This is a genomic window from Psychrobacter sp. T6-6 (genome assembly GCF_052258185.1).
Classification (GTDB): domain Bacteria; phylum Pseudomonadota; class Gammaproteobacteria; order Pseudomonadales; family Moraxellaceae; genus Psychrobacter.
Window position 1 is genome coordinate 266,675 of sequence record NZ_JBQQEX010000004.1, and the last position, 24,744, is coordinate 291,418.

Here is a 24,744-nt window from a genome sequence, read left to right on the forward strand (position 1 = left end):
GCAATCACCACGCACAAAATCGCAAAACCCTTCTGTCTACTCACAACATAATAGTAACCTGATTGTTTTCTGTTAAAATAACATTAGCGTACTGCCAGCAACATCACACACAAGCGCCGTAGCAAAAAGTAGCGAAACTAAGTTGTAGATAACTAGTTATAGATGACCAGCTATATATGACTGGTTCTAGATGGCTCCTTGATATTGCTTTGACAACGTCGCTTTGATGATTATGCAATAATGATTCGCTCAAAGACAGCTTCTAACACATAACTGCAGGGTAACCCTATTATGTCCTTACGCTCAAACATTTCTTATAAAAGACTGACGTATCTGATGCTCAGTGTGACTGCCAGTAGCGCGCTCTTTTTGAGTGCTTGTAATGATAGCAGTACTCAAGCAGATAGTGAGGTTGCGACAGACCTGTCTGTCTTTGAGGGTTGCTATACCGTGAGCCAAGACGAGCCTGCCCAGATAAAGGTTAGCCAACAAGAAGGCGCTTGGGTGATGCAGATGAAAGAGCCGGCCACAGCCAAACGTGTTTGGGATAATCCTGAGACATTAGAGGTGATTGACAATACCGATATACCGCAGTTCTTCTCTATTGATCCTGACAACGTTGATGCGGTTATCGGTCGTCCTGATCGAGTGCTGGTACTGGCCCATGTCAAGCCCTCCTATGCAAATATCGACCCGCTGTTGGACAGTGAGTACTTGTCTTATATTTACCGAGGTGCCAACACTATCTACCGAGTAGAGTGTGATGATATCAATACGGATATTTTAGGTAATCCCCATGCTGATATTATTATCGATAATGTCAATGAGAGTATCTAAAATGGTTTCCATCAGCATTATTGATAAAATACAGTATTTTTAGATCGTATCTTAAAACTGTATTTCGCTATAAACAGTCATACCATTAGAGTTAAGTAATATGAATTTTTTCAGTTATGTCATGTTAGGCGGGTTTTCTTATGCAGCGGGCTGGGCGATAAGAACCTATGTATTAGAAAAACAGCCGACACCTGAACAGCCCTACAATCTAAAGCACCCTGCTATTTTGGCATATTTGGGTGGGTTTTTTATCATTATGCTCATTGTTTCGTGGTTGATTGGTCGTTATGCACTTGGTCATGCTTCGATTGATTTACCTTTTATTATTATCAATAGTTTGGTGGCAACCTTTGTCTATTCGTTCGGACTCAATCCAGAAAAAGCGAGATACGATGTCCCTGATTAAAGCATGCCAGTAGATGGGCTGACAGCAAAAAGCCACGACCGAATCTTAAATGAACGGTCGTGGCTTTGGTTTATCAGCTTGTTCGATAATACAGTTTTATTGGCATTTAATGTGTCATAAAACTTGATCGATTGATTACTTGGATTAGTTAATTAATGGCTATGATGCTTTTTTTAGGTCGGCGCTGTTTTCATCACTGTCTTTCTTGTCGCCATCTTTCTTATCACTGTTAGTTTCTTTATCAGTAATAGCCTTGTCGTCACTATTTTTATCGGCATCTTTTTTGGCTTCTGACTTAGCTTTGGCATCTGATTGTTCTTGTTTCCATTCTTTGTATTTTTGCAGATCTTTTTTGGCTTGTTTTAAGCAAAATCTAAGTACCAGTGCATCATCGATATGACCGATGAATGGAATAGAATCAGGAATCAAATCAATTGGGTTTAGCGTATATATCGCACCAACAACGCCAGCTGAAATGGTTTTAAAAGGAATCTTACGGTAGTCACCTTTGTAATAGTCTTTGACAAGACTCATAAATAGCATTAGATCATCACTAAAAGGTTCAAGGTATCCGCTGTCTTCTAGCTTTTCTTTTAGTTTGCTTTCTTTACTAAGTAAATATTCCAAATTAGAGTCAAGCGCTTTATCTTTGTTCGTTTTTTTATTAAACATAAATTTTGCCTTTTTTTATTTTCGATGAATTCGTATTTACAGTAACAAATTCAATCAACCTATATTGTGTGTCTCGGTAGCGAAAAAGTAAATATAGGTAAAGGTTGGGCAACTTGTCTGCTGGTGAGATACGTTACAATATGAGCGCACGACTATAGTAACGGGTATGGACATAAGTATGTCTTGCGATAAATATATATCAGTACAAAATCGCTCAGCATAGATAAACAACAAAAATAAAAGTATATAGGCAGTAGTAACGTATGGGTTCAAACACTCTATTAGCTAGAAATGAGCGCTCAAAACTAGTGACTAGTATCAGCGCCAGACTAAACCGCCGGCAGTTTTTGCGTCACGTGGGTATCGGTGCGGGCACAGTTGCATTAGCGACTCAAGGCATCTCTCAAGTACTTGCCGCGAGTACTGCCGATGTTAATAATATATCGCAGCTGACCAAAGACGATTTACCAATGGCACTATCGGGTGAGCACTCATCATTACCCTCACAGTCGTCATCAACCCAAACGCGCTGTATTACCCCAACTATTGAGACACGGATTTTTGCCAGCTCCAATGTGGGCGGCAGTGACGATCGTAACCAATTGGCATTGGATCGTATGGCTTGTGCGGGGTTTAAAGTGAACAATCCTGCCATTACCAATCGTCAGTATTTGCGCTTTTCGGGTACGGACTCCCAGCGGGCAAGTGACTTTCAGAATATCGCCACTGGTGCGATAGCGGCACCAAAACTCCTACTTGGTGTCCGCGGTGGTTACGGTGCGATGCGACTATTGCCCATGGTTGACTGGGTGACACTTGGTCGTATCACAAAAGAGCGCGGCACGATACTCGCAGGGTTTAGCGATGTGACAGCTCTTCAGTGTGCATTACTGGCAAAAGGGTCAATGAGCTCGCTGGCGGCCCCCATGCTCTATAGTGAGTTTGGCAAATCAGCGCCCGACCATGTCAGTTGTCGGCAGTTTGCCGAAGCGCTAATCAATCCTCGCTTAACCATCAGCATACAAGACGCATCTTTGACCAGTCAAAATTTGCCTAGCATCTTAGCAAGTGGTGAGCCAAAACCAATAACAGGTACTATCTGGGGTGGTAATTTGAGCGTGGTATCTGCATTGGCAGGTAGTGAGTATCTGCCTCGCATTGATGGTGGTATTGTGTTCTTAGAAGACGTGGGGGAACAGGCATATCGTATTGAGCGTATGTTGTATGACTTGTACCTAGCAGGTGCCTTTAAACACCAACAAGCGATTGTACTTGGGGCGTTGTCTGGTGCAGGCGAGGACAGTTATGACAAGCGCTATGATGTTGCTACAGTCATTCGCCAATTGCATGAACTAACAGGATTGCCGGTTTATAGTGGTATGCGTTTTGGTCATATCGGTCAAAAGCACAGCTTCCCACTTGGTGCCACGTGCCAGCTCAACCCTGATACAGATGGTGGCTATCAGCTGGTATTTAGCGACTATCCAACTATCAAGGCTGACGCTATTCATGTAGAGGGCTTGTGGCAGCCTACTTAGCCCTTGAGCCCTTGAGCCCTTGAGCGCTAAGCACTAAGTGCTAAGTGCTAAGTGCTAAGTATTGGGCATTAGTCTCTAACTACTAACTTTAAACCAATAATCATTAGCATTACTAAATCGCCAACCGTGAAAACTTATCTTGATACTCCTTAGGAGTGAGCTCTGTTGCACGTTTGAATAGCCGGGTAAATGACGAGATGTCCTCATAACCAACTTGATAGGCCAGTGATTTTATCGAGACGTCGCCCAACTCTAGTAAGCGTTTGGCCTGCTCGATTCTGACAGCTTGAATATACTCAATCGGTCGCATCGCGACGCAAGACTGAAAGCGTCTGTTCAACGTCCGCGGTGTGATGTTTATCATGGCAGCTAGGCTACTGATCTGTAACGGTTGGCGGAAGTTTTCTTCTATGTAGTCTTGGACTTGTTTAATCAAATGATCCGAATGTGGTTTATGCAAAGTCACATTGGTATAGCTGTTTTGACTGCCTCTTTTACTATCGATAATTTGGGTCTTTGCTACTTGCGTAGACATCTCACGGCCACAGTAACGCTCTATTAATAAAAGTCCTAGGTCATAAAAAGCACTACCACCTGCCGCACAGAATATATTGCCTGATTGTGTACTCGACTGACTTCTTGACTGCGTGACAAACTGGTTTTCTTGCAAATCGACCAGTGGGAAATCTGTCTTAAACTTGTTGGCGTAGCCCCAGTGAGTAGTGGCTACTTTGTGATCCAATAATCCTGCCTTTGCCAAAAAAAACGCCCCGCTACAATTACTCGCAATATCAGCATTGGTATTTGCAAGCCGCACTAGGTGTGGTAGCAGCTCGCTGTTTTGCGTCAATACTTTGTCAATAGAATCTCCAATAGTAGGGACGAGCAATAAATCGCACTCTGTCACATCTTGAATATCGCAGTGAGCTTGCATGATCAAACGGTTACTACATCTGATATCCCCGCCGCCTAGACTTGCTATCTGCACGTTAAACCGAGGCTCTACAGACTCATTTGAGAACCGTTGCCAGCTGACGCCTGTAAACGAAAATAAATCCAATGCGCCAGAGAGGACACTACCAAGTACGCCATCGAAGCCGAGGATAATCATTTTAAAAGGTTTGAAGTAAGGCATCAGTCACTAATTCTCCATTGATATATGTACCAAAACAGCCGTTTGGTTGGTGTTTTTGTCCAACTGTGTACGCCATATCTGTCTTATTTGACCATAATTATGTCATAAATGACAATACGGAGGCAGGTTAAATTAGATTAATATCAATTGATAACCACATTTAATTCGTTAGCGAGAATACTATGGCAGCAGATACCCTCCTCAATGATTTTGAGTTACCGTTCCAGTTGTATGACGTACTAGGTACTGAGACACTCACCGAGCACTCAAAGTTTTCAGAACATAGCCGCGAGACGTTTGACGCAGTATTAGAGACCGCAAACAAAATCGCAACCGATTTGTTTTTGCCGCACAATCATATTGCAGACAAGGACGAGCCTCAGTTCGATGGCAAAAAAGTCAGCATGATCAGCGATGTCAAAGTTGCTTTTGACGCCTTTCGCGAATCTGGCTTTATCGCCGGTCGTTACAGTTTCGAAGATGGCGGCATGCAATTGCCTGAAACCGTCATGACTGCCGTGGCAGGCTACTTTATGGCAGCCAACCCGTCGACAACGGCTTATCCATTTTTGACCACCGCAGCAATCAACGTCATCTCGCATTTTGCTAGCGACGAGATCAAAGCTGCCTTCATGCCGCGTATGTTAACAGGTGAGTTCACTGGAACCATGGCGCTGACCGAGCCACATGCTGGCTCATCACTTGCTGATATCAAGACTACTGCAGTCAAACAAGACGACGGCTCGTACCGTGTCAAAGGTAGCAAAATTTATATCTCGGGTGGCGATCATGAATTGTCTGACAATATCGTGCATTTGGTATTGGCCAAAATCCCGGGTGGACCAGGCGGAGTAAAAGGCATTTCTTTATTTGCGGTACCAAAATATCGCTTGAACGATGACTTGTCTGTTGGCGAGCGTAACGATGTGCATCTGACAGGACTTATTCATAAGCTTGGGTATAGAGGTGCGACCTCTACCGCATTGAGCTTTGGTGATGAAGGCGAGTGCTATGGTTATCTGATTGGTGATGAGCACTTTGGCTTGCGCTATATGTTCAAGATGATGAATGAGGCACGTATCGCGGTAGGTTTTGGTGCGTCGATGATTGGCTATCGCGGCTATCAGTACTCACTAGATTATGCCAAAGACCGTACCCAAGGCCGAATCGCACCGAATAATAAACCTGAAGATGATGCCACTGCAATTATCCAGCATGGTGATGTAAAACGCATGCTACTGGCACAAAAAGCCTATTCTGAAGGTGGTATCTCATTATGCCTATACGGCTCAAACCTAATCGATCGTATCAATACTTGTGAAGATGATACGCTAAAGAACGAGCTAACCGAATTGTTAGATCTTCTCACGCCAGTACTAAAAGCATGGCCATCTGAATATGGCCCAAAAGCCAATGACTTAGGTATTCAAGTACTAGGCGGAGCAGGCTATACGCGTGAATATCATGCTGAGCAGTTTTGGCGTGACAATCGTCTAAATCCGATTCATGAAGGCACAAATGGTGTACAGGCATTAGATTTGTCATTTCGTAAGTTGTGGCAAAAAGGTGGCTTAGGTATTCAAATCCTAAAGCGTGAAATCACCCAAGACCTAGAGAGCATTACCACACCTGAGAGTGCAGCGCTTGCGGGTAAACTGACACCTTATATGGGTCATCTGCACGAAGTACTGGTACATCTAAGCAAAGTGTTGCAGACAGAAGAGGCATTAACGCTTACAGGTAATGCCCAAGCACTAATGAATATCTTTGCCTCAATCGTGCTGAGCTGGATTTGGATTCGCCAAGCCAGTAAAGCCGAGCAGCTACTAAGCACTACCCAAGATACTGAGCAGCAGAACTTTTATAAGGGCAAAATACAAGCAGCTAAGTATTTTATCGATTGGGAATTGCCATTAATCAAGCGCGATATCGAGATTTTAACCAACACCAACGCTGTTTGTACTGATATGCAAGCGGATTGGTTCTAAGAACAACTCTAAGGAAAGAGACATGACAGCGATAAACAAACAATGGCGCCTAAAAGCAAGACCTGTTGGCGCACCAAGCGCCGAGACTTGGGATTATACCGAAACAGAAGTACCGACTATCAGTGATGGTCAATTACTGATTAGAGTTGACTATATCTCTATCGATCCTGCTATGCGCGGCTGGCTAAATGATGCAAAATCCTATATCGAGCCAGTACAGATTGGCGATGTGATGCGCAGTGGTACGGTCGGTGAAGTGATCGAGAGTAAACATGAAAAGTTTGCAGTCGGTGATTATGTGGCAGGACATAATGGCGTGCAGTCATATGCGGTCAGTGATGGCACAGGATTGCACAAAGTCGATCCAAACTTAGCACCGTTGTCCTATTACCTAGGCGTACTTGGTATGCCAGGTATGACAGGGTATTTCGGTTTGCTAAAAACAGGCCAGCCAAAAGCAGGCGAGACGGTAGTGGTATCAGGTGCTGCTGGTGCCGTTGGTAGCTTGGTCGGTCAGATTGCCAAGATTAAAGGCTGCCGCGTCGTTGGTATCGCAGGTGGTGCTGAGAAATGCAAATTCTTAGTCGACGAGCTTGGGTTTGATGCGACGATTGATTACAAAAACGAAGACGTAAAAAAGGCATTAAAGAAAACTTGTCCGGACGGCGTTGACGTCTATTTTGACAACGTTGGCGGTGATATCTTAAATGATGTGCTGACCAAAATTAACCTACATGCTCGTATCGTTATTTGCGGTGCCATTAGCCAATATAACAACACTACAGAAGTAAAAGGTCCATCGAACTATCTGTCATTATTGGTCAATCGTGCTCGTATGGAAGGCATTGTGGTTTTCGATAACATCAAAGAATATCCAGTCGCTATGAAAGAAATTGCTGGCTGGATTCAGTCAGGTGATATGAAAGTAAAAGACCATATTGTTGAGGGTATCGAGACGTTCCCTGATACGCTTATGATGCTCTTTAACGGTGAAAACTTCGGCAAACTAGTACTTAAGGTAGAGGGATAGATCATGACACCAAATACAAATGGAATTGCATCAAACGTAGCTAGTAATGTAGCTGGCAAACGAGTTTTGATCACGGGTGGTGCCTCAGGCATTGGTGCCGCAAGTGCATTGTTGTTAGCCAGTCGCGGCGCAAAAGTGGTCATCGGAGATATGGCAGAAGAGATGGGCGCTGCTGTTGCGCAGCAAGGTCAGGATGCTGGTAACAGTATTGTCTTCAAAAAAGTAGACGTGACCAGCGGTGATGAAGTGCGCGCGTTATTTGATTTTGCCATGGAAACGCTTGGTGGTCTAGACGTGGTGGTAAACAATGCCGGCATCGATCATAAACCATCACCGATGCATGAGCTGAGTGATGAAGAGTTTGATCGCAATATCGCCGTGAATTTAAAAGGCGTCTGGCACTGTATGCGTGCCGCAGTTAAGTGTATGTTACCGAGTGGCGGTGGTCATGTGATTAACGTAGCGTCTATTGCAGGTCTACGCTCAGCGCCTATGATTTCAGCCTATAGTGCTGCCAAACACGGAGTTATGGGTCTCACCAAATCAGCAGCCCATGAGTATGCTCGCGCCAATATTCGTTTTAATGCGGTCTGCCCAAGCTTCATCGATACGCCAATGGTACGCAATACTATGGCGTCTATGGATGAGCGTACGCAGCAAGCAACCATCAAAGCCAGTCCGCTGCGTCGCTTAGGAAACGTTGATGAGATTTCTAATGCGATTGCATGGCTTGCCAGTGATGAGAGCACCTTTATGAACGGTCATGCATTCACCTTAGATGGTGGTATGCTAGCGTAATCGGTGAGCACGTGTATTTTGCTCATTAGTGCTTGATAATCGCTGTTGTGTATGACAGCGATTGTCTGCGTTCAGCGGTCTAGGCTTGAATATATAGGCTTTAATATATAGTCTCAAACATACAAGCTGAGTAACCGAATTACTTTAGCCACTAATATGTATAGCCGTGAGTCTCACACGTATAAAATATCTAAAAATATAAGGAGTAATGATGAAAGATTTATTTGATTTAACGGGCAAGATTGCCCTAGTAACGGGTGCTAGCCGAGGCATTGGTGAATCTATTGCCCGTCTATTGGCATCAAGAGGCGCACATGTCATCGTCTCTAGCCGCAAAATCGACGCTTGCCAAGCAGTCGCTGACAGCATTGTCGCTGATGGTTATAAAGCAAGCGCTTTTGCTTGTCATGTGGGAGATATGGAGCAAATTGACGCAACGTTTGCACATATCAAAAGCGAATTTGGTCAAATCGATATTTTGGTCAACAACGCCGCAGCCAACCCATACTATGGTCATATTTTAGATACGGATTTGGCTGCCTTTGACAAAACAGTTGAAGTAAATATCCGTGGTTACTTCTTTATGTCTACTGCCGCTGGCAAAATGATGAAAGAGCAGGGCGGCGGTGTGATTTTAAACACAGCATCCGTCAACGGCTTAGTAGCAGGGGACAAGCAAGGGATCTATTCAATTACTAAAGCTGCAGTCATTAGCATGACCAAAGCATTTGCCAAAGAATGTGGTCCACTAAATATCCGTGTCAATGCGTTATTGCCAGGCTTGACCGATACCAAATTTGCCTCGGCCTTGACGACTAACGATAAAGTCTTGAAAATGGCATTACACTCGATTCCGCTAGGACGTGTGGCTGACCCTGATGAGATGGCAGGTACCGTACTGTATCTGGTATCGGATGCCTCAAGCTATACAACTGGAGCAACTATTGTTGTCGATGGTGGTATGCTGGCTTAATTAGATAATCTATATAGTCATTCCACTATAAAAGTATTACAGCGTTAACCTCGCTTGAAGTATTACATATACATCTGCACTCGGTTGCCTTGTACTACTTTTAAATTGAAGCGACTATAAGACATAGGTTAGATAAGAAAGTAATTGTGTAAAACTGCATTAGACTCAAAGTCCGCATGAGATTGATTTTCATGCGGTTTCTTTGTTTTTATTTTTCGATTAATTTTCTAAGTAGTCTTGGTTTTGTGCTGTCAAATGAATCAATAATTTCAAATGATCATCAGTTATATAGTGGCATAATAGACACGTTAAAAATCGCTTGGATAATATAATGGAGTTATACATGGATTCAGTGATCAAAAATAAAATAAATACAATATCTCAAAATAAAAAATGGCTATTTGTACCAGCGACTCGAATGGATAGAATAGACAAGGCCTTTGCTAGTGGTGCAGATGCGGTCATCGTAGATTTAGAAGATGCGGTAGCTCCAGAGGATAAAGCATTCGCACGTGAATCATTACAGCAATATCATAATAGTGCAGGTTATCAGCCGATTTGGGTACGTATCAACAAGGCAGGCAGTGAAGCGTTCTTCAAAGATGTTGTACTGTGTCAGAAAATGCCACACTTAGCAGGTGTGGTATTAGCCAAAGCTGAGAAAGCAGAAGACATTAATAGTGTACATCAGGTCACAAGCTTACCTGTCATCGCATTGATTGAGAGTGCTGTTGGGTTATACCAAATCGATAGCATGGCAAAGGCAGTTGGGCTAGAGGCATTTAGCTATGGGTTTTTGGACCTATGCAACGATTTGCAGGTGCAAGTAGGGACAGCTGCTGCGGATATTATCGCCAATCAGATTCGTTATCAACTCATTCTAACGTCAACAGTACACCAGTTATCGCCGCCTATCGACACTATTTATGCAGACTTTGACGATGAAATAGGACTGAGCGCGCGAGTGCAGCTATGGTCACAGATGGGCCTATCAGGAATGCTGTGTATTCATCCTAAACAAGTGGCTGTCGTCCGGCAGGCATTACAGCCAACAGCTGAGGCACTATCCTTTGCTCAGCGTGTGGTGGATGAGTACGAGCGCAGCGGGCAAGCAGTGTTCAAAATAGAGGGAGAGATGGTGGATGCACCAGTGATTGCGCGCAGTCGTCAATTATTGAACCAGCTACTGGCAAAGTAGCAGGCAAATCTATAATACGATATCATGGACGACATCTATCCATACTCTACAAAAGCATATTATGATATTTATCAACAACCGTATCAGCCTCAATGACAACGAGGTTGAAATCAGTGCGATACGCGCCCAAGGTGCAGGCGGGCAGAATGTCAACAAAGTATCCTCTGCCATTCATCTGCGTTTTGATATTCATTCCTCAAGTCTGAGCGACGAATACAAGCGGCGATTGCTAGATAGTAAAGATAGCCGTATCACCAAAGAAGGTGTGCTCATCATAAAGGCGCAGCAGTTTCGTACGCAAGAGCGTAATAAGATTGACGCATTTGAGCGACTGCAGGGCTTTATCACAAAAGCCACTTACGTCAATAAAACCAGAAAACCGACCAAGCCTAGTAGAAATGCCAAACGCAAACGCGTAGACCAAAAAACCCAGCGTGGTAAAACAAAAGCCTTACGCGGTAAAGTGGATTTTTAGAAGGTTTGCTATATTAGATTTTGTTGTTAAGACATATTTTCAGTAGAAGATAATTGCATTAGAAGATATTACGCGGTAAAAGCCATTATAGGTATCTTAAAATAAAAATCGGTATAGGAGATTAGTTATCACCTATACCGCAATCCATTATTACAGATTCGCTAGTTGTTTAGAATGCACCGCTAAGACCAACAAATAAGCTGGTTGAGTCGTCATCATCACCTTGTGAGTGTGTGACGCCAGCATTGGCGTTCAACAAGCCAAAGCTTCTAGACAGGCCAAGTGTCATAGCAACGTTATCATCATCAGTTTCGATCGTAGGCGTCTCAAAGCTGATGTTCGGTAGCGTATTCAAACGTGCAGTCACCGCATCGCGATTGTCACTCAGCTGCTTTTGATAATGAATATCACCAAATACGTTGAGGTTTTCCATCAAAGTATGATTGGCTTTTAGCCCAAGCTTGCCATATGTCGTAGAGTATTTTTGTTCATCGAACTGCATGGCGATGCCAGACATCTCTTTTTCTTTGAGTCCGTCAATTTTTACGCGGCTCGCTGTCGCACCGATATAAGGGGTGATGGCAATGCGACTGACTTGCATAGGGTAGCCTGCCTGTACATTGGCATAGAAGCGCTTACCATCAGCATTTGACTCAAACTGTTGCCGGTTGCCACCAAGTGTGACATTACGTGTGACATCGACATCCATGTTGCCAAACCCTGCAGCACCATTGAGCTGCAAACCGCCAAGGTTGTTGCTATGGTAGACACCAAAACCAACCTCTCCAAGATCAATGTCACTCAAACCAGTACCGACGTCTGAGTTTTCAAAGTCTTTTTGGGTGATATGGCCATATAAACCTGTCACCGCGTTGGCTGAGCCCGGATGAGAAAAATCTACACCAAGCAATACCTGAGTATTATTGTCACCGTCAAACCCTGCAATCTCTTGATTGGCAACTTCACCGACTGCCCATAGGGTACGGGCAGGTTTTTGCACGCTATTTTGGACTTGATTGATGTGTGACTGCAAGCGCTCATTGGTTGCCAGTCCAGTGGTCGTCGCAATATGAGGTAAAACGCCTATCAGGCTTGGTGCCGTGACAACCGCATTTGCATAATCGGCAATCAATTGATGCGTGCGCCCTGTGGGGTGGATACCATCAGCGAAGAAGTAGTTTTCGTTGGCGTTTGCCTCTACAAGATCATCAGGTCCACAAGTTAGAGAGCTGTTGTTGTCACCGCAGGCTTCATCAGTAACATTGGTAAAGCCATACTGAGCAGGTGATGCAATGATTTCTCGTGACAAGCTAAACATATCTAGGGGTATGATATTAGCCCCGGTACCCGCCACGCCACTCAGCATAAATTGATTATATAGACTGGTAGCCCCAGTGCTTTGCGCCTGAGCAATAGGCCCTTGATCAATAGCTCTAGGCGTTAGACCAACATCAGGGATGTTAGGTACTAGAATGTAGTTCGCGCCATTATCTTTTAGAGTATTAATCGTGTCGATTTGGCTAGCTACTGCACCTAGTATCGTAGCTTGAGCATTATCAGAATCTTCAGCCGCCGCTAGCAAATCATTTGCACCTGCCCACACGACATAGAGTCCATTAGGATCGACGTTGTTATCAGCTAAGTAATTATTGACTTGTGTATTAGCAGAATCAATGGGTACACCACCAGGGAAAACTTCCTCTTCGCCTGCTCTTGCACCGCCAATAGCATAGTTATTACCAGTCTGAGGACTACCAAAAACCACAGGGGTAGCAGTTGTACCTAGTTGCTCAGCAAATGAGACTGCCCACACATTATCAGGGTTAGTGGTGAACTGAGCAGGACCTGGCACGATTTGGCTAAAATAGCCGCCATCGGTTAGGCTATCACCAAAAAAAGTCACGCTATTATAATCATTAGCGTGAGCAAATCCTGCCGTACATAGCGTAATGGCTAACATGCTTTTGGTGAGCGTTTTGAGCGTAGTCTGACTGACTGCCGGGAGAAGGGTATGACGAGACATAGCGACTTCCTTGTCGTAAATGTAATAGTTTGTCAGCCGAGTGTAACCGCTTTTGGGCAAGCTATCAATCCTTTTGATAGCAAAAATAAAAGAACATAGCGGTCAAAATATCAGTTGCAAAGCTTTAAAAAATCTGTAGCAATTAATTACGGTCCTCTATTATAGAGAAGCGGTAAGTATATGATGCATATGGAGATTGCAACTTTTTAGGTCAGCTGCTTTAGCTGACTAACCTCTCTATTTAACTCAAAACATGTCCAACCATATAAAACACATCTAACCATACATAGTATAGAGAGTGTCGCCTATAGCAGCCTCAAGTTGATTTTTGTGGACGCAATAATAGAGCAAGTCCAAGTGCCACAAAAGCTGCGATGCCAGATAGTAGATAGCTGATACTAAAATCCCCAGTGATCTCTGCAAGATAACCTGCCAGCACAGGTCCAAGCGCTTGCCCACCTGAGAAAGCAAACGTTAGTGCCGCGAGCGCACTTGCTGCGGCTGCCGCTCCAAAATAATCGCCTGCAGAAGCAGCCATAATGACAGGAACACTCCATACCACTATGCCAAACAAGACAATTGATAAATACAGCCCTAACCGCCAATCAGTGAGTCCGACCAAAAGATAGGCGATAGCCAAAAAGAAAAAGGCTAATGCAAGACCAAGGCGTCTGCCAATGTGGTCAGAGATCCAGCCAAATAACATGCCTGAAAACATGCTAAGCAATCCAATCCACGCCCAAACGCCACCAGCAGTTGCTTCGCTCAGTTGATAAGAGCCGACCATGCTAGTGACGATAAAGGTGACGTAAACCATATAAGTGGCACCATAAATAGCAAATATAATACCCAAATGTGCGAGTAGTTTGATGTTGCTGCGTTCTAGATTTTTTTTGTTTTTGACAGGTGAGGTAGGGATACGCCCAAAAGGGTCTTGCCTCACATCATCTGGATGATTGCGAATCAAAGTAAAAGTCAGTAAAGCCACTACCACGTTGATAACAGCAAAAATGAGCCAGCCTGTCTGCCAAGATAGTAGGTCTAAAAGGGGCACAAGTTTGGGTACCACAAAACCTGATAGTATAATGCCAAATCCCGGACCTGCCATGACGAGTCCTAAGGCAAGTCCGCGATGCGATGGAAAAAACCAATGTGACATGACGCTCATCATTGGTAAAACCACACCGCCGCTACCGATACCTGTCAGCACATAGAGTGCACATAATGCCGGAAACCCTGTCGTAAAAGCCATACCAAGCATAGAAACTGCAATAAGGAGCAGACTGGCTGTTGCAGTATTGCGAGTGCCAAGTCGCGGTAGCACTAATGGACTCAGAAGTACGGCGACGAGATAGCCTATTAGGTTGGTAAATCCCAATAGGCCACTTTGGGTGTAATTCAGCCCCAAAGAAGATGACATAGAGGGCAATAGCATACCGAAGGCAAATCGCCCCAATCCTAGTCCGCAGAACATTGCCACAGACCCAGTCATAGCGACGATCCAAGCATAATGCACATTGCCTAGCCTAAGCGGTGCGGTGCTGTTCTGGTTCTCTCGTTGAGTTGATCCGTTAGGCATCACCAACCTCCAACAAGCTGAAAATTGGCAATATTCAATGCCGTTAAAGGCAGATCGTAGACAACAGCGTCCCTGTTTTTAGTGTCATTCATTTTACACGCATCCTTGTGTGCTCAATCCTTGTCGATCTTTTATTAAGTATGCTTATCGATTAAGCATACTTTTGTCCAATAGAAATCAGTATAACGATACGTGAACGTTCGTTCAATGAATGTTTAAGTAAATTATTGCAATGATCTAAGAGACAATGACAAAAAAATACCAGCCCGTTTATATGGCTGGCATGTTTACTGCTATTTTTTAATGACTATCTTTTGATAGTGTTTTTGATTAACCCAGTCGCCGACTCAGCTCAGGAAAACGCTTTATCATAAATAGCATGAGCAGTAGCGCAAGACTGGCAATTGCAGCACCCGCATAGCCGACGCTAGACAGCGAGATGTGGGTGACAGCATAACCGCCAAATAGCGCACCCGTACCGATTCCCAGATTAATGATGCCTGAGAACATCGACATGAGCATGTCTTGCGCGTTGACATCCACCATAATGACTTTGGCCTGCATCGAGATGATCAGTAGCATCAGCGCCGTACCCCACAAGATGGCGTTAATACTAAGCGCCCATACTGAGGTCACGACAAACAGTAGCGTCAGCATCGCGACCAGTATCAGTATCGTCGATATCAGCATCAACTGAGTATTGAATCTATCACCCCAACGACTAAATATAATACTGCCCAAAATACCTGCCGCGCCAAACAACAGCAACACAAAAGTCGCTGCGTTTTCGCTGATGTTACCAACCTGACGCATAAACGGCTCTATATAAGAATACGCCGTATAGTGGGCGGTAAAGACCAATAAGATAAGCAAATATAAGCAGACCAAGAGTGGGTTTTTGAGTAGTTCTGGAATTTTTCTAAAAGACCCCTCAAACATACTGGGCAGCGTGGGCAAAAGCCTCGCCTGTAGCATAAATACAACCAGCGCAATGACACCAATACCGCCAAAGGTGGCGCGCCAACCGAACCATTGACCGACCAAGCGACCTAGCGGCACACCCAATACCATTGCCAATGAAGTGCCAGTCGCCAGTACACTGAGTGCCAACGCTTTTTTGCCTTCAGGAGCCACGCGTATGGCAATAGCTGCTGTGATGGACCAAAATATCGCATGCGATAGTGCAATACCGACGCGGCTAATGAGCAGCACGTCAAAACTCCATGCAAATACAGACAGCACATGACTGGCGATGAATACCGCAAAAATTCCCAACAGCAGTCGTTTGCGCTCAAATCGGCTGGTCAGTAGCATCAGGGGTAATGACATCGCTGCGACAATCCAAGCATAGAGTGTCAGCATCCATCCCGTCTCCGCCGTAGTGATAGAGAAGTCTTGAGCGATATCACTGAGCAGTGCCACAGGAACGAATTCTGTAGTGTTCATAATGAAGGCACTAACGCCCATCAAAAATACTTGAAAATACTGAGTTCGGCGAGCGTTTGCGCTGGCCTCAAGGTTATGTGTCATAAGATCCAATATAAAGCAGGTGCTAATACTACGGGTGATAACTCAAGGTGGGGTAGACATTTGGTAATACAAGGGTCGCGGTGCAAGATAGCAAGTCAAAGAGGATCGTCATAGATATTTTCTGATAAGAGATGTTACGTAGACTTTACTAAAAGAGTGCATGGTATACAGTGCTATTGAGCAATGATATTAGAGCGCTTTAATTCTATCATTTGGGGAGATAAGGCGAGATATCATAACGAAGATTAAAAAATACTTATAGCCCAAAACAGCAGCTGCTGATATTTGCAAAATAAGTAAACATATCAGTATTTATTTTCTGTCATCTGATGTGCTATCATCGTTGAACGATCTATCGTGGGTTTAACAGTTTTGACTGACCGATCATGAGGCCAACCTTGTGACAGCATTCAAACCTTGCAACTTCCAGCACGATATAAAACAACTCTGGTAAAGCGCATGAGCCTGTACTCCGACACCCTCATTTGTGCCTGATTTTTTGCCTAATTGGCATATCTCAACCTTTTTTGTCGGAGTTACAGGAGTCTAAGGTGTTCAATATCATGAGCCACATTGCTAATCCATCCAAATATACCCGTCGTTATCATCCACGCCATTCTCTAGCGCAGTATATAATTAATCAAATAGAGTCGCTTGAGCTGCGCCCGCAAGATATCGTCAAGCAAATGGGCTATCCTCTCAAACACACCATACCTGCCTATGACCGCCTGCGCCATGTGCTATCGAACAAGCACCTCGGACTCGATGGCAGCTATATGGATAAATACTTTACGGCAGATGAATTTTTGATAGCACTTTTCGCTATGCTTGAGATACCGTATCAGCCATTCGCAGAAGACATCGCTCAGATTAAGGATGATGTAGCGAACCATTCCAATACACTACCCAAATATAGCTTGCGTGCCGATGTGGGTTTTACCTTTGTCAGTAGCACAAACTGGATGTCTCGCGATGCAGCGTCGCGTTTTGCGCAAGTATATCTGCCCAATGGTTTTGCCAAATTAGACGATGCTGCACGTAAGTCAGCGATTGAAGAGTGTATCTGTGAGCACTATCAGCAGTATGAGAGCCATTTGCCATATGATGGGGTTATAAAAAGTTATCAGCTGACTATCGAGAAACCCAATCACAGGATCGAACATATAGAGTACGGATTGCCAAAATCTAGTAGCATCTGAAATACTGTGAATATACGAGCAGCTTAACTGATTAGTTATATTGACTGAATAATCAGATTGATTTTAAAAGACAAATAGTTTCAAAAAACAAAAAAATTTAAAAGACAGAAAAAAGCCTCACTTTGTCGTGGGGCTTTTTGGTTTTTTGAATTACGGTTAGTGTGTTGAATACCTTCTTATGCTAAACATTGAGGCATAAGAATCGTTGTACAAGTACCATATTAAACCTTAGGTTTAGAGATAGCACGCCACAAAATAGTGAATAGTGCATCAAACTCTGCATTTATGGGTGTCTCTGTTTGGCGAATGGTATGCATGAGTCCAAGACGACTGATAAAGCCCATAAACACATCAAAGAGTATATGCAAAGGAACGGTATCATTGAGTACCCCACGATTTTGTCCATCTTCTAGTACTGCCAAAAACGCCCCAATCAGCTCTTTGTTTTCGTAGATTGCGATATTACGTATTCGTGATGCCGACACAGATGAGAGCACCATCACTGCATCTGGGTGCGAGTCGACAAAGTCAAAACACACCCACAGCGTCTTTCGCAGACGATCTTGGACGCTATCAATACCCTGCAAATGATCCATAATACGAGCAGCCAATCTGCCCAGCACAATATCCATAATGGTATAAAATAGCGTTTGTTTGTCGCCGAAGTACTTGTAAAGCGTTTGCAATGAGACATTTGCAGATTTTGCAATCTGTGCCATCGTTACCTCATTTGCGTCAAATCCTGCAAAATCTTGACGAACCGCCTTCTCAATTTTCTCCAAAGTTGCAGTCCGCATATCGGATAGAGAGGCTAGAGTTCGAGTTGGGTTGGCATCATCTAACTGATTGGCGACGGTCATACTTATCATTCCTTGTTTGTTACTGCTTGTTTATCACTACCTATTCAGCATCGATAATTTAACACTACGTTAAGTCATGGTCTATCTCATGCATATCACTCGCTAGATATCTGATGATATAGCCGGGTTGATAAAAGCATATTTCATTTATATTTAATGAGTAACGATAATTACCATTTTTACTCATTTGATTGCGAATTTATTTTTCATCACCTAGTATAAGACTCAGTTATCAGCAAATACAATGAATTTATAGCCTATAGCTAATGGTAATATAAATTACCGTAATTTGTATCTTTACTAAAATAACGTAGATATCGTTGTTGTTCACTTAACCTTGTCAAGGATAGACATTATGAGTATCGAAAAATTCACTCCGAACTGGATGACCGAAGAGCATCAGATGGTGCACGACAGTGCCCTAAAAATGTTCCAATCTTGGGATTCCAAAGACGAGCAGTGGCGCAAAAACGGCATGATTGATCGCGATGCGTGGGAAGAGGCGGGCGAAATGGGGTTTCTGTGTGCGGCGATACCAAGCGAGTATGGCGGCGGCGGTGGTGATTTTGGTCATGAGGCGGCGCTTATCTACGCACAGACTGAGGCCAATCAGTCAGGATTTGGCGGCATGGTGCACTCAGGTATCGTCGCGCCCTATATTTTAGACCACGGTACTGAAGAACAAAAACAAGCGTGGCTACCCAAGATGGCAACAGGCGAATACATTGGCGCTATCGCTATGACCGAACCTGGTACAGGGTCTGATTTACAAAACATCAAAACCTATGCGATAAGAGATGGTGATGACTACATCATTAATGGTTCAAAGACCTTTATTACCAACGGTCAGCATGCCAATCTGATTTTATTAGCTTGCAAAACAGACCGTGAAAAAGGCGCACAAGGCGTTTCTCTTATTATCGTAGAAACCGATAAAGTAGAAGGGTTTGAGCGTGGACGCAATCTCGACAAGATTGGTCTGACGTCGCAAGATACCTCAGAGCTGTTCTTTAGTAATGTACGTGTGCCGCAAACCAACCTCTTGGGTACGGTAGAAGGTATGGGTTTTATCCAGATGATGCAGGAGCTACCACGTGAGCGTCTTATCATTGCGTTATCAGGTATTGGTTCGATGAAGCTGGCGATCAATTTGACCCTAGATTATGTAAAAGGTCGCGAAGCTTTTGGCAAGCCCATCTGGAAGTTTCAAAATACCCGCTTCAAGATGGCAGAGTGCTATGCCGATTATCTTGCTGCTAGCAGCATGTGTGACGCGGCAGTAGATGCAATGCTTGAGAATAAATTGTCTGTACCGCATGCGTCACTGATCAAATACTGGGTCACCGAAAAACAATGTGAAGTGCTGGATGAATGTGTACAGCTGTTTGGTGGCTATGGCTATATGACAGAATATCCTATCGCACGTCTATACGCTGATGCCCGCGTACAAAAAATCTATGGCGGTACCAATGAGATTATGAAAGAGCTGGCGTCACGCTTCATGTAGACGTGTCGCTTATTGATTGAAATGATGGTTTATTTAAAAATAAAAAAGGATTTTTTATGACTGAGACTGCATATATTTACGATGCTATCCGTACGCCACGTGGCAAAGGAAAAAAGGATGGATCCTTATATCAGGCATCACCGATTTGGCTAACGCGTACCCTATTAAAAGAGATGCAACAGCGTCACAACTTGGATACCAGTTTGGTTGATGATGTGGTGCTTGGCTGCGTGACGCCAGTCGGCGAACAGGGCTCTGATATTGCGCGTATCGCCGTGATTGATGCTGGCTGGGCACAAAGTGTGGCTGGGTTAACTTTGTCTCGCTTTTGTGCCTCTGGTCTGGAATCTATCAATCTGGCGGCTGCCAAAGTCATGTCAGGTATGGAGGATATGGTGGTGGCGGGCGGCGTTGAGTCCATGAGCCGTGTGCCGATGGGCTCTGATGGCGGCGCTTGGTACATGGATCCACGCGTCAATGAAGCGACGCATTTTGTACCGCAAGGCGTGGGTGCGGATACTATCGCGACGCTCAAAGGCTTTAGTCGTAGTGATGTCGACGCCTTTGCCACCGAGTCGCATCGCCGCGCTGCAAATGCTTGGGAGAAGGGCTATTACGACAAATCTGTCGTCCCTGTCACCGACCTCAACGGTATGATGCTGCTGGATAAAGATGAAACCATCCGCCCTAATACCAATGTCGAGACTTTAGCAGGTCTTAAACCTTCTTTTGTTATGCCAGGTAAAATGGGCTTTGATAGCGTGATATTGGACCGATATACCACGATTGAAACCGTCAACCATGTACATCATGCAGGTAACTCTTCAGGCATCGTTGATGGGGCCGCGATTTGTTTGGTCGGTAGTGCTGCTGCTGGTCAAAAAGCAGGTCTAAAACCACGCGCCAAAATCAAGATGGCATCAGTTATTGGCTCAGAACCTGCCATCATGCTGACAGGTCCAACGCCAGCTTGCCAAAAAGCCCTCGATAAAGCGGGCATGCAAGCCTCTGATATAGACCTGTGGGAAATCAACGAAGCATTCGCTGCTGTCCCGATGAATACTGCTGATGATTTTGGAATCTCGCTTGATATTGTCAATGTTAATGGTGGTGCAATATCCATGGGTCATCCGCTTGGGGCAACGGGTGCGATGCTAATGACGACCGTCCTCGATGAGTTAGAGCGCCGTGACCTCAAGACCGCCATGATCACGCTATGTGTGGGCGGTGGTATGGGCATTGCCACCATCATCGAGCGCGTTTAACTTCTTTCTCAAATAAAATGAAAAACAAGTAGGCAAAAAACAATAGATAAAGAATCATTTAAGGGATAAAAATGATGACAAACAACCAGGCAGCTAACCAGACAACAGATAGCGTGACAGTCATTAAAGCATTAGAAAACTTCTCCGCCCAGCGTGATGACGATGGCATCGTTACCGTTACAATTGACCAAAGCAAACGCAAAATGAATGTCATCGGTGACGGTTTTACGGAGTCGTTTGCCACAGTGGTCGATAGCGTTATCAATGATGACTCAGCCAAAGGCTTGATTCTCACATCGGCTAAAGAGACCTTTGTGGTTGGCGCAGATATCGATCAATTGAACCAGATAAAGACAGCCGAGCAAGCATTTGCACTGACTGAAGATCTCAAAGGGAGTTTGCGTAAGCTTGAAACATCAGGCAAACCTGTGGTCGCTGCTATGACAGGAACCGCATTAGGCGGTGGTTTAGAGTTGGCGCTTGCCTGTCATTATCGCATTGCCATTGATACGCCGAAGGCTAAGCTTGGTCTACCCGAGGTGAAATTGGGCTTGCTGCCGGGCGGCGGCGGTACGCAGCGCTTGCCGCGATTGGTCGGTATTCAAGTGGCACTAGAGCTGATGACGCAAGGCAAAGAGTTGCGCGTCGCTGCGGCGAAAGACATCGGTCTGATTGATGCGACAGCTATCGATCATGCAGATATGCTGGTGCAGGCTAAGGACTGGATTCAAAACAATCCAAGCGTGCAGCAGCCATGGGATAAGAAAGGCTTTAAAATCCCTGGTGGTGATAGCAAACACCCCAAAGTGGTGCCTATATTCTCCATCGCCCCAGCCATGGCCAATCAAAAATCTCACGGCAACTATCCAGCGATTACTCATATTATGTCTTGTGTGTTTGAGGGCTGTTTGGTAGATATCGATACGGGACTTGAAATCGAGTCGCGTTATTTTGCCGCTTGTGTGCTGTCGACTGAATCAAAAAACATGATCAACACCCTATGGACGCAGCTGAATAATATCAAGAAAGGTCAGTCTCGCCCTCAAGGGTTTGAGCGGACACCGACCAAAAAAGTCGGTATCTTAGGGGCTGGTATGATGGGCGCAGGCATCGCTTATGTCACTGCCAAAGCAGGTATAGACGTCGTACTATTGGACACAGATATTGCTAATGCTGAAAAAGGCAAAGCGTATGCTGCTAACATTTTGGATAAAGCCATCAGCCGAAAGCGCGCTACCGAAGAGAAAAAGCAAACCCTCTTAACACGTATCACACCAACCGTCTCTTACGATGATTTGGCTGATTGTGATCTCGTCATCGAGGCAGTATTTGAAAACCGAGAAATCAAAGCCAAGTGTACCCAGCAGAGTGAGACAGTGATTCCAAGCACGGCTATTTATGCGTCCAATACCTCAACGTTACCTATTACAGGACTGGCAAAAGCCAGCACTCGCCCAAACCAATTTATCGGTCTGCACTTTTTCTCTCCAGTAGATAAGATGCCGCTCGTTGAGATCATCGTAGGCGCGGAAACCGACGATGCAACGCTCGCCAAAGCGTTCGATTATGTTTTGCAAATCGGCAAAACGCCTATCGTCGTCAATGACAGCCATGGATTTTATACTTCCAGAGTATTTGGTACCTATGTATCAGAGGGCATCGCGATGCTGGGCGAGGGTATCCACCCGCGTAGTATCGAAGTCGCTGGATTAAGAACGGGCATGCCTATGCCGCCCCTGGCATTGCAAGATGAAGTGTCACTGAGTCTAGCGTTACATGTCAGCGAGCAGCAGCAGGTGGATATGGCAGCCGAAGGCAAACCTGTCACTGTGCGCCCTTCTTACGAGATACTAAAGACACTGGTCAATGAGCATGGGCGCGAAGGCAAAAAAAATGGCAAAGGGTTCTATGATTATCCAGAAAACGGTAATAAGCATTTATGGCCTGAGCTTATCGACTTGTATCCACCACAGTCAGAGCAACCCTCACAGCAGGACCTAGTTGATCGCTTAATGTTTATTCAAGCCAATGAATCTGCGAGATGCTATGAAGAAAACGTCGTACGCTCGGTCGCCGATACCAATATAGGGTCTATCTTTGGCTGGGGGTTTGCCCCACAGCACGGCGGGACGCTACAGTTTATCAATGCAATGGGCGTCGATGAGTTTGTCAAGCGTAGTCGCGAGCTGGCGGCCAAATACGGCGAACGATTCGAGCCTGCCCAGATATTGTTAGACATGGCAGCCAAAGGCGAGGCGTTCTCTGATGACTGATGTACATGTATCAAATCATGGTCAAATGGCAGATTGTCTACAAGGGTTACGAGTCGTCGATTTGACTCGTAACCTACCAGGGCCCTTTGCCACGCGCCTGCTTGCAGATCTAGGGGCAGACATCCTCAAAATCGAACCCAAACAAGGCGATCCTGCTCGCGTGTTTGGTGAGCTATTTGCGGCTTTAAACCACGGTAAGACGACTGAGAAGCATGACTTTCATGACCCCAAAGCGATTGAAGCTATTAAGGCACATCTCAAAAATGCTGACGTGATGCTAGACAGCTTTCGCCCTGGTATCCTTGCAGACATCGGACTAGATGCCAAGACCCTTCATGCTATCAACCCAAAGCTAGTCATAGTGTCGATCACTGGTTATGGTGTGGCAGGCAAAGACACAAAAGAAGAGTCTCACGGAAAAGAAGGTGTGCATCTAGAAGGTACTTACTTAGAAGATGCTTACTTAAAAGATAGCTCTCAAGTAAATCATAACTGGGCTGATAAGGCCGGTCACGATATCAATTTTATGGCTATGAGCGGTGTGCTTGATCAGTTAAAAACAGCAGCAGGCGGGCAGGCCATGCCCAATATCCAGTTTGCGGACTTGGCAGGTGGTAGTGATACAGCAGTGATTGCGCTACTGGCTGCTGTGTTTGCCGCCCATCGTACCGGCAAAGGACGACATATTGCTATTAGCATGACGCATAGCCTTTATAATCATATGGTCATGCCAAAGGTAACGGGTAAGTTCATCAATCGTTTGTCAGGTGATACTTCAGCAACACCGCCTATGCCGCAGCACGATTTTTTAGGTGGCGCATTGCCATGTTACCGACTGTACCAAACCGCTGACCTACGCTATATGGCCGTTGGTGCATTGGAGCTAAAATTTTGGCAAGGTTTATGCGAGGTGCTGGATTTGCCTGAACTCAAAGGAGTACATTGGCAACTTGGGGTCATGCCAACTACGCCTGAGAGTCAAACAGCCACCAAAACGATGGCGGAGACATTTGTCAGTCAGACGCTTGAGCATTGGCAGGGCGTATTTGCAGCAACGGATGTCTGTGTGACGCCTGTATTGAATTTATATGAAGCTAAAGCGCATCCATTATTTGCACATCAAGATGAGCATCATACAACGCCTGGGTGGCAGCAAATCAATTAACGACTAGTATGTAAGTAGCTTTAGCGAAAAGTGAAAGTTGGATTAGCGCTTGAAGGCGATACTAAGCCGTTGCTGGCTAGTATCGTATCTTTAGTCTGTGCCATTTAGACTGCCTGTCTAAAGGAAGTGATTGAACGTGTATGTTTATAACTGTCTATCTAAAATCGTCTGAATAAGAGACAATATACATATAGAACCTAAGGCACTATGATATTCAAAAATCACGTGTTTAAAGGTTTAGCTAGTTCGATATTTACCGCTATTTAACACATTAACTTAAGCAAAAAGGCCGT

At 44.8% G+C, this 24,744-nt stretch carries 20 protein-coding genes; 14 read left to right on the top strand and 6 right to left on the bottom strand.

Features of this window, described 5'->3' with window-relative positions; translation table 11 throughout:
• Nucleotides 1-291: 291 nt before the first annotated feature.
• Together ACTXGL_RS08945 and ACTXGL_RS08950 are read left to right on the top strand one after the other, a co-directional pair.
• Complete coding sequence (locus tag ACTXGL_RS08945; protein ID WP_443526316.1) at nt 292-837, top strand: hypothetical protein; 546 nt, start codon at nt 292-294, stop codon at nt 835-837.
• A 100-nt stretch (nt 838-937) separates the two neighbouring features.
• Complete coding sequence (locus tag ACTXGL_RS08950; RefSeq protein WP_443526317.1) at nt 938-1,243, top strand: hypothetical protein; 306 nt, start codon at nt 938-940, stop codon at nt 1,241-1,243.
• 159 nt (nt 1,244-1,402) lie between these two features.
• Here the strand turns inward: ACTXGL_RS08950 and ACTXGL_RS08955 are convergent, their stop codons facing one another.
• A complete protein-coding gene (locus ACTXGL_RS08955) occupies nt 1,403-1,915 on the bottom strand; it encodes a YkvA family protein (RefSeq protein ID WP_443526318.1) in 513 nt (170 codons plus the stop codon).
• Nucleotides 1,916-2,178: 263 nt separating this feature from the next.
• Here ACTXGL_RS08955 and ACTXGL_RS08960 point away from each other — a divergent pair, with 263 nt between their 5' ends.
• The gene (locus ACTXGL_RS08960) at nt 2,179-3,453 is read left to right on the top strand and encodes an LD-carboxypeptidase (protein WP_443526319.1); all 1,275 of its coding nucleotides are present in this window, start codon (nt 2,179-2,181) and stop codon (nt 3,451-3,453) included.
• Nucleotides 3,454-3,565: 112 nt separating this feature from the next.
• On the opposite strand, the gene ACTXGL_RS08965 is transcribed toward ACTXGL_RS08960, so the two are convergent.
• A complete protein-coding gene (locus ACTXGL_RS08965) occupies nt 3,566-4,588 on the bottom strand; it encodes a GlxA family transcriptional regulator (protein ID WP_319050470.1) in 1,023 nt (340 codons plus the stop codon).
• Between the two features lie 182 nt (nt 4,589-4,770).
• Here ACTXGL_RS08965 and ACTXGL_RS08970 point away from each other — a divergent pair, with 182 nt between their 5' ends.
• The 6 genes from ACTXGL_RS08970 to arfB all read left to right on the top strand — a co-directional run bounded on the left by ACTXGL_RS08970 (nt 4,771) and on the right by arfB (nt 11,050).
• The gene (locus ACTXGL_RS08970) at nt 4,771-6,576 is read left to right on the top strand and encodes an acyl-CoA dehydrogenase (protein WP_443526321.1); all 1,806 of its coding nucleotides are present in this window, start codon (nt 4,771-4,773) and stop codon (nt 6,574-6,576) included.
• Nucleotides 6,577-6,598: 22 nt separating this feature from the next.
• Complete coding sequence (locus ACTXGL_RS08975) at nt 6,599-7,606, top strand: NADP-dependent oxidoreductase (RefSeq protein ID WP_443526323.1); 1,008 nt, start codon at nt 6,599-6,601, stop codon at nt 7,604-7,606.
• A 3-nt stretch (nt 7,607-7,609) separates the two neighbouring features.
• Nucleotides 7,610-8,404: an SDR family NAD(P)-dependent oxidoreductase gene (locus ACTXGL_RS08980; RefSeq protein ID WP_443526325.1), complete on the top strand. Its 795-nt coding sequence runs from the start codon at nt 7,610-7,612 to the stop codon at nt 8,402-8,404.
• Between the two features lie 208 nt (nt 8,405-8,612).
• Nucleotides 8,613-9,377, top strand: a complete 765-nt coding sequence (locus ACTXGL_RS08985) for an SDR family oxidoreductase (RefSeq protein WP_319050466.1) — start codon at nt 8,613-8,615, stop codon at nt 9,375-9,377.
• A 343-nt stretch (nt 9,378-9,720) separates the two neighbouring features.
• Nucleotides 9,721-10,575, top strand: coding sequence for an HpcH/HpaI aldolase/citrate lyase family protein (locus ACTXGL_RS08990; RefSeq protein ID WP_443526327.1), 855 nt, complete (start codon nt 9,721-9,723; stop codon nt 10,573-10,575).
• A 61-nt stretch (nt 10,576-10,636) separates the two neighbouring features.
• Entirely contained in the window at nt 10,637-11,050 is a 414-nt protein-coding gene (gene arfB, locus ACTXGL_RS08995; RefSeq protein WP_443526328.1) for an alternative ribosome rescue aminoacyl-tRNA hydrolase ArfB, read from the top strand.
• Nucleotides 11,051-11,219: 169 nt separating this feature from the next.
• On the opposite strand, the gene ACTXGL_RS09000 is transcribed toward arfB, so the two are convergent.
• From ACTXGL_RS09000 to ACTXGL_RS09010, 3 genes are all read right to left on the bottom strand, one after another.
• Nucleotides 11,220-13,073, bottom strand: a complete 1,854-nt coding sequence (locus tag ACTXGL_RS09000; RefSeq protein ID WP_443526330.1) for an autotransporter domain-containing protein — start codon at nt 13,071-13,073, stop codon at nt 11,220-11,222.
• A 316-nt stretch (nt 13,074-13,389) separates the two neighbouring features.
• On the bottom strand, nt 13,390-14,652 hold the full coding sequence (locus ACTXGL_RS09005) for an MFS transporter (RefSeq protein ID WP_443526332.1): 1,263 nt from the start codon (nt 14,650-14,652) through the stop codon (nt 13,390-13,392).
• Nucleotides 14,653-14,982: 330 nt separating this feature from the next.
• Complete coding sequence (locus ACTXGL_RS09010; protein ID WP_443526334.1) at nt 14,983-16,182, bottom strand: sugar transporter; 1,200 nt, start codon at nt 16,180-16,182, stop codon at nt 14,983-14,985.
• Nucleotides 16,183-16,745: 563 nt separating this feature from the next.
• Here ACTXGL_RS09010 and ACTXGL_RS09015 point away from each other — a divergent pair.
• Nucleotides 16,746-17,381, top strand: a complete 636-nt coding sequence (locus ACTXGL_RS09015) for a hypothetical protein (protein ID WP_443526336.1) — start codon at nt 16,746-16,748, stop codon at nt 17,379-17,381.
• Between the two features lie 221 nt (nt 17,382-17,602).
• On the opposite strand, the gene ACTXGL_RS09020 is transcribed toward ACTXGL_RS09015, so the two are convergent.
• On the bottom strand, nt 17,603-18,241 hold the full coding sequence (locus ACTXGL_RS09020) for a TetR/AcrR family transcriptional regulator (protein ID WP_443526338.1): 639 nt from the start codon (nt 18,239-18,241) through the stop codon (nt 17,603-17,605).
• Nucleotides 18,242-18,596: 355 nt separating this feature from the next.
• Here ACTXGL_RS09020 and ACTXGL_RS09025 point away from each other — a divergent pair, with 355 nt between their 5' ends.
• The 4 genes from ACTXGL_RS09025 (at nt 18,597) to ACTXGL_RS09040 (ending at nt 24,451) form a co-directional block, all read left to right on the top strand.
• The gene (locus ACTXGL_RS09025) at nt 18,597-19,748 is read left to right on the top strand and encodes an acyl-CoA dehydrogenase family protein (RefSeq protein WP_443526340.1); all 1,152 of its coding nucleotides are present in this window, start codon (nt 18,597-18,599) and stop codon (nt 19,746-19,748) included.
• A 56-nt stretch (nt 19,749-19,804) separates the two neighbouring features.
• Entirely contained in the window at nt 19,805-21,013 is a 1,209-nt protein-coding gene (locus tag ACTXGL_RS09030) for an acetyl-CoA C-acetyltransferase (protein ID WP_443526341.1), read from the top strand.
• A gap of 71 nt (nt 21,014-21,084) precedes the next feature.
• The gene (locus ACTXGL_RS09035) at nt 21,085-23,286 is read left to right on the top strand and encodes a 3-hydroxyacyl-CoA dehydrogenase NAD-binding domain-containing protein (protein ID WP_443526343.1); all 2,202 of its coding nucleotides are present in this window, start codon (nt 21,085-21,087) and stop codon (nt 23,284-23,286) included.
• Nucleotides 23,279-24,451, top strand: a complete 1,173-nt coding sequence (locus ACTXGL_RS09040) for a CaiB/BaiF CoA transferase family protein (protein ID WP_443526345.1) — start codon at nt 23,279-23,281, stop codon at nt 24,449-24,451. The genes ACTXGL_RS09035 and ACTXGL_RS09040 overlap by 8 nt, the downstream gene beginning before the upstream one ends.
• Nucleotides 24,452-24,744: the final 293 nt, after the last annotated feature.

What these genes read in the sequence shown, in the direction of transcription:
- ACTXGL_RS08945 (WP_443526316.1), top strand. Translation starts at nt 292, where the DNA reads ATGTCCTTACGCTCAAACATTTCTTATAAAAGACTGACGTATCTGATG.
- ACTXGL_RS08950 (WP_443526317.1), top strand. Translation starts at nt 938, where the DNA reads ATGAATTTTTTCAGTTATGTCATGTTAGGCGGGTTTTCTTATGCAGCG.
- ACTXGL_RS08955 (WP_443526318.1), bottom strand. Translation starts at nt 1,915, where the DNA reads ATGTTTAATAAAAAAACGAACAAAGATAAAGCGCTTGACTCTAATTTG.
- ACTXGL_RS08960 (WP_443526319.1), top strand. Translation starts at nt 2,179, where the DNA reads ATGGGTTCAAACACTCTATTAGCTAGAAATGAGCGCTCAAAACTAGTG.
- ACTXGL_RS08965 (WP_319050470.1), bottom strand. Translation starts at nt 4,588, where the DNA reads ATGCCTTACTTCAAACCTTTTAAAATGATTATCCTCGGCTTCGATGGC.
- ACTXGL_RS08970 (WP_443526321.1), top strand. Translation starts at nt 4,771, where the DNA reads ATGGCAGCAGATACCCTCCTCAATGATTTTGAGTTACCGTTCCAGTTG.
- ACTXGL_RS08975 (WP_443526323.1), top strand. Translation starts at nt 6,599, where the DNA reads ATGACAGCGATAAACAAACAATGGCGCCTAAAAGCAAGACCTGTTGGC.
- ACTXGL_RS08980 (WP_443526325.1), top strand. Translation starts at nt 7,610, where the DNA reads ATGACACCAAATACAAATGGAATTGCATCAAACGTAGCTAGTAATGTA.
- ACTXGL_RS08985 (WP_319050466.1), top strand. Translation starts at nt 8,613, where the DNA reads ATGATGAAAGATTTATTTGATTTAACGGGCAAGATTGCCCTAGTAACG.
- ACTXGL_RS08990 (WP_443526327.1), top strand. Translation starts at nt 9,721, where the DNA reads ATGGATTCAGTGATCAAAAATAAAATAAATACAATATCTCAAAATAAA.
- arfB (WP_443526328.1), top strand. Translation starts at nt 10,637, where the DNA reads ATGATATTTATCAACAACCGTATCAGCCTCAATGACAACGAGGTTGAA.
- ACTXGL_RS09000 (WP_443526330.1), bottom strand. Translation starts at nt 13,073, where the DNA reads ATGTCTCGTCATACCCTTCTCCCGGCAGTCAGTCAGACTACGCTCAAA.
- ACTXGL_RS09005 (WP_443526332.1), bottom strand. Translation starts at nt 14,652, where the DNA reads ATGCCTAACGGATCAACTCAACGAGAGAACCAGAACAGCACCGCACCG.
- ACTXGL_RS09010 (WP_443526334.1), bottom strand. Translation starts at nt 16,182, where the DNA reads ATGACACATAACCTTGAGGCCAGCGCAAACGCTCGCCGAACTCAGTAT.
- ACTXGL_RS09015 (WP_443526336.1), top strand. Translation starts at nt 16,746, where the DNA reads ATGAGCCACATTGCTAATCCATCCAAATATACCCGTCGTTATCATCCA.
- ACTXGL_RS09020 (WP_443526338.1), bottom strand. Translation starts at nt 18,241, where the DNA reads ATGACCGTCGCCAATCAGTTAGATGATGCCAACCCAACTCGAACTCTA.
- ACTXGL_RS09025 (WP_443526340.1), top strand. Translation starts at nt 18,597, where the DNA reads ATGAGTATCGAAAAATTCACTCCGAACTGGATGACCGAAGAGCATCAG.
- ACTXGL_RS09030 (WP_443526341.1), top strand. Translation starts at nt 19,805, where the DNA reads ATGACTGAGACTGCATATATTTACGATGCTATCCGTACGCCACGTGGC.
- ACTXGL_RS09035 (WP_443526343.1), top strand. Translation starts at nt 21,085, where the DNA reads ATGATGACAAACAACCAGGCAGCTAACCAGACAACAGATAGCGTGACA.
- ACTXGL_RS09040 (WP_443526345.1), top strand. Translation starts at nt 23,279, where the DNA reads ATGACTGATGTACATGTATCAAATCATGGTCAAATGGCAGATTGTCTA.